The 4830-nt window shown below is 39.7% G+C and carries 5 protein-coding genes; all 5 read right to left on the bottom strand.

What is annotated here, in order from left to right; all coding sequences use genetic code 11:
* Positions 1-1587 precede the first annotated feature (1587 nt).
* The 5 genes from ACWYVB_RS23940 to ACWYVB_RS23920 all read right to left on the bottom strand — a co-directional run bounded on the left by ACWYVB_RS23940 (position 1588) and on the right by ACWYVB_RS23920 (position 4530).
* Positions 1588-1989 (bottom strand): HIT family protein, encoded by a 402-nt coding sequence (locus ACWYVB_RS23940; RefSeq protein ID WP_005537025.1) that lies wholly within the window; start codon positions 1987-1989, stop codon positions 1588-1590.
* Between the two features lie 158 nt (positions 1990-2147).
* Positions 2148-2516, bottom strand: a complete 369-nt coding sequence (locus ACWYVB_RS23935; protein WP_268980012.1) for a VOC family protein — start codon at positions 2514-2516, stop codon at positions 2148-2150.
* Positions 2517-2641: 125 nt separating this feature from the next.
* Entirely contained in the window at positions 2642-3541 is a 900-nt protein-coding gene (locus tag ACWYVB_RS23930; protein WP_268980011.1) for a hypothetical protein, read from the bottom strand.
* Between the two features lie 160 nt (positions 3542-3701).
* Positions 3702-4028, bottom strand: a complete 327-nt coding sequence (locus ACWYVB_RS23925) for a hypothetical protein (RefSeq protein ID WP_268980010.1) — start codon at positions 4026-4028, stop codon at positions 3702-3704.
* Position 4029: 1 nt separating this feature from the next.
* The gene (locus ACWYVB_RS23920; RefSeq protein ID WP_268980009.1) at positions 4030-4530 is read right to left on the bottom strand and encodes a hypothetical protein; all 501 of its coding nucleotides are present in this window, start codon (positions 4528-4530) and stop codon (positions 4030-4032) included.
* Between the last annotated feature and the right edge of the window lie 300 nt (positions 4531-4830).

Raw genomic sequence — 4830 nt, 5'->3', positions numbered from 1 at the left:
CATAACGCCCTGTTAAGGGGTGAACAACGCAATACCGATGCCGCCGCATACCACCTTAATCACTTAAACCAACGCATAGTGAAAATGCCACGCGTTGTGAATCCCTCTTGAACAGTTTGTTATATGCGTACTAGCACCCATCACCACACATACAACTTAAAGTAAACCAAGAAAGATGCTATGAGAATAAGACCACACCAAGCGAAAAATACGAAGGCTTTCGCCTCCGTTTCTGCCTCTTCCATATCGGGAAGTAAAGCCATGAAATAGCATCCGATTGGAACTAATTCGTACATTTTACCTGCATATTGGTTATTCATGCCTAAGAAAGGTGGGACATACAAGTACAGAGCTGAATAGCTGACAAAAAAGATAGTAACTAAAATTCTATTCCAAACTATCTCTTCGCCTTCCCGGTACAGCTTAAATAACAGGTAGATAGCACCCAATATTGCTAGTATCAAAAACATCCTGTTCAGAAATCCCTAAAGCATATAACGCCGCATTAAGGGGTGAACAACGCATTCCACCCAAGCTAAACCATTGTGCTGTAAACACTAAAACCAATTCAAACCAAAACTGCCAAGCGTTGTGAATCCCTCTTGAATGCTTTGTTAGTTGCCAAATCTAAAGCTTAGATTTGAAGTCGATTGCCGTTTTGCCAACACTAGTTTTATATGCTTTGAAAAACTCAGTTCAGGCGCAGTTTCAAAGCGCCTGTCACTGAAACCACTTGGAATTTACAACGCCGTAGAAAACGGGCCTTGAACACCCAATAAACCTTTTGGAACGACAATGCAACAGAGCAGACTTTCAACAAACTAATCGGCTTCTGAAACAGAAAACCCAAACCGCACAAGAAACCAAAGCACGACTTTCACAAACCCAAATAACTAGAAATTGAAATGCGAAAAACCTAGCCAAAAACACATGGACATTAGCCCTAAACATTCTGCTTTAGCTGCGTTTTCCTCGTTGGCAACTAACGCCCTGTTAAGGGGTGAGCAACGCAATACCGATGCTGCCGCATACCACCTTAATCACTTAAGCCAACGCATAGTGAAAATGCCACGCGTTGCGAATCCCTCTTGAACAGTTTGTTAACTGAGCGCCTTTCAGTTTTCGCCGTTCTTTCAGCCACTTTCGCCAAAGCTCGTTTTGCTAATTAATGATTAGCAAAGCTAACCCAAATATGTATTTAACCAAAAAATTACCGTTTATCTTTAGTTTGAAATGCGTCTCACAACACCACACTTCGGCGATGTAAGTATGCCGGACTAATCGCGAATGCCTTATATTATTAGAAGGCTTTGTGCCGCCTTTCACATCAGTAAACTTAAGTATCAAACTGAAATTAGTCGCATTAGCTCAGCTAAGGAAACCGACCGAACACGCTAAATCTCTGAACCTAGAAACTGTATCATTGTGCTTTCATATTTTCTGCGCCAGTTAACGCCTTGTTAAGGTGTGAGGCACGCAATACCGATGCTTCCGCATAACACCTTAACCACCAAAACCAACGCATAGTCAAAATGCCACGCGTGCCGAATCACTCTTGAACAATTTGTTAGCATACTTTTTCAATGCTCATAGATCTTTAAGTGATTCTCTTAGTTTATCCATAGTTTGAATTCCAAGTTCACTACTAACCCAGCCGTACTGGTCGCCATGAAACCTAGGGAAAATATGCAAATGGTAGTGATCGAGCTCGTTGAAATGAGGTGCCTCTCCATTGTTTTGCATAAAGCCGATACCATCGGGATTGAACTTAGCTTCTATACGTTTATATAAATCTCTTGCAACGTCGGTGATCTCAAAAAACACAGACTCAGGCAGGTCAATGAATGTACGGTATTGAGTCTTAGGACAAATTAAAATATGCCCAAAGTTGATTGGATCATGGTCTGCAAAAGCTATAACTTGGTCAGATTCGTACACGATGACCGAGTCAATTTCACGATTAACAATTTGTTCGACTATCGTAGCCATCTGAACTCCTATCAAAGTATGCTAACGCCAAATTAAGGTGTGAACAACGCTAACCACCCTACCTAAAGCATTGTGCCATAAACACTAAACTGGCTTGAAGTGAAAGCGCCAAGCGTTGTGAATCACTCTTAAATTTATTGTTATATGCGTACTCGAAGCTACATTGAAACTGCTTCGATTTTGTTTCCGTCTAAGTCACGTACGAATGCTGCACAGTACGTTTCACCATACTCTGGTCTTAAGCCTGGCTTACCTGCACATGAACCACCTAATTCAATGGCTGTAGCATAGAACTGGTCAACAGCTTCCTTTGAAGGCGCATTGAAAGCAATATGAACACCATTACTTGATGCTGCTTTTCCTTCACAAGGACTTCCGACCCAAAATTCAAAGCTTTCACCATAAGCCGCTGCGATATTTTCTATATAGTGGGCACGCTTAATAGACAACGTAGAAAGAACTGAGTCATAAAAATCAACTGCTTTTACCACATCAGAAGCGCCAACTGAGACATGATTTAGAATCATTTTTAAGTCCTTTTATTGTTTGAAACTTGAAAGCATATAACGCCGCATTAAGGTGTGAGCGACGCTTGGCTATACTTGAGCGAAGCGAAAGCGCCAAGCGTTGCGAATCACTCTTAAATGCTTTGTTAACTATTTTGTTTCGCCTTTCGTAGTTCTTCAAAAGCAGAATGCAACTCTTTTACTCGTCGAAACGTATTGAATAACGACACTCCGTTAAAAGGCACCACTCCCGATTGCAATATACCTCCTGCACTGTCTGGATAGAAAGAGAGAAGTATTCGATTTTTATTTATAGAGGAGATAAATTCAGTCAGCTGCTCTTTGTTCACTTGACTCAGAAAGGTGGTTACCGGATCGGTGTCTTCTGGATAAGCTCTAGGGATGTTAAACCAAGTTTTTGACGCGACCTCATTTAGCGCTTTCGCGGCGATACTAAAATTAGATTGCACTTTAGGCACCGATAAAAATACGTTGGCATATTTCCCAGTAAATTGGTGTACTTGAATTGACATCGCAACCAACCTTTTACGTTTCAAATCGATTTCATGTCCTCTGCCATTTTGATACGAAACTAGAAACAACTTCTCTTGCTTATTCTTAGACTTTCTAATCTTTTCGGACGTTTCTAGAGTTTCAGATGCATAAATTTCACAGTCAGTCACAAGTGAACCAACCTCCGTAAAAAAGGCATTTAATTCACCCCACGCCTGCAGTTTTATGTTGGCTAATAGTTGAGATTTCCAGTTTGAAGTCGCACTTGCGTAAGCAACTAGAAAACCGATAACAGTAACTAGTGAGCTAACTATAGCAACTTTCATTTCATCACTAAGAGCATGAAGCCAAGCCATAAGTTCGTCGAAAGAGTACGCTGGATGACCAAACAGACTTTCACTAAAGTAGCGTAGAACTAGCATAGTAATTAACACGCCATAGAGGTTACCCAACAAAAATCGAAAAAGGACAGTAAAACTGATCCATAGATAAAACAGGGTCGTTTTAGCAAACGGTAAGTACTTCTGATTCAAACACAACCTCCTAAATAGTTAACGCCGCATTAAGGTGTGAGCAACGCTACTACAAAACTAAACCATACCTCCGTAAACACAAAACCCAACGATGGAATGAAAAATGCCAAGCGTTGGGAATCACTCTTAAATGCTTTGTTAACTCACAATTTTTAGGCATTTAAATCCCTGCGTCGATCATTAAGAAGCTTGTTTTCATTTTTAACGCCGACGTTTTAACACAAATAGCATAATGCCCTTTTCGATCTTTCAACTTTCTAAGGATCATTGAGCGGACTTGTTTGGTCAACCATTTAGCGGGATTTTGACCAACAGATATTGGTCGAGGAACTAAGTCCATAACATCAGAGCATTTTCCCGACTCCGACAACATTTTATAAGTAAGATTGAACATTTCATCATTAATCGTCCAACTTCTAGCTTGTGGACCATATACATTTACAAGAAACAATTTGAGATCTTGTTTTTCCTCTAGTGATAATGACATATTACTTCCTTTTAATTGCATTTAGCAGTTCAATATAATACTCACCTTCTCCTGCAATACTGAGATGATGAATTTGGTACTTTTCAAAAACAAAAATATTACCCTGCATTGACGTATTGTCGTAACCTCCCAACACATCTATATCGTCAAATTTTCGATTATTTATATTAGTCTTTGACAGACCAAATGACTTCGCTTGTTCGTCTGCAAGTTCACCTAACCAATTTGGGAAGCTTTCCCGAAGTTTTGGATAAAACATGGATTTTAGAAATTCATGCTGAATGTCAGTTAAATCGATGGGACTGTAAAATTCTTTTGGATTGATCACCTCATGAGAAAAGTACCAATCATCATATTTCAGAATAAGAACATTACCTGAATGTGAAAGCTTATTCGGTAGCAAAATATCTACTACAACTTTATTTGACAAATGCAACTGTTCTAATTTGGCATAGCATATATTCGTAGTAAAAATTGACAGGAGAATTATTAGTAGTTTCATTTTTAGAACTCAAATCAAATGAAAACTATTGTTGCATTCGGAGTCGTGTCTGTCGAAGCTTTCGTATTCGAGAGTGAAACTGTGCGATTCACATACTATACAGATGAAACTGACAACAAACATATTTCAAAAACGTTAGCGCTAGTCATTGCGAGTTAACGCTCTGTTAAGGGGTGAGCAACGCTATACCGAAGCCACCGCACACCACCTTAATCACTAAAATCAACGCATAGTAAAAATGCCACGCGTTGCGAATCCCTCTTGAACAGTTTGTTAGGTGCGTAGCCAAAGTTGGTAAAA

The organism is Vibrio sp. JZG10 (assembly GCF_054064075.1).
Note: the sequence above shows the minus strand (reverse complement) of the source record. Positions and strands in the feature narration are given on the sequence as shown.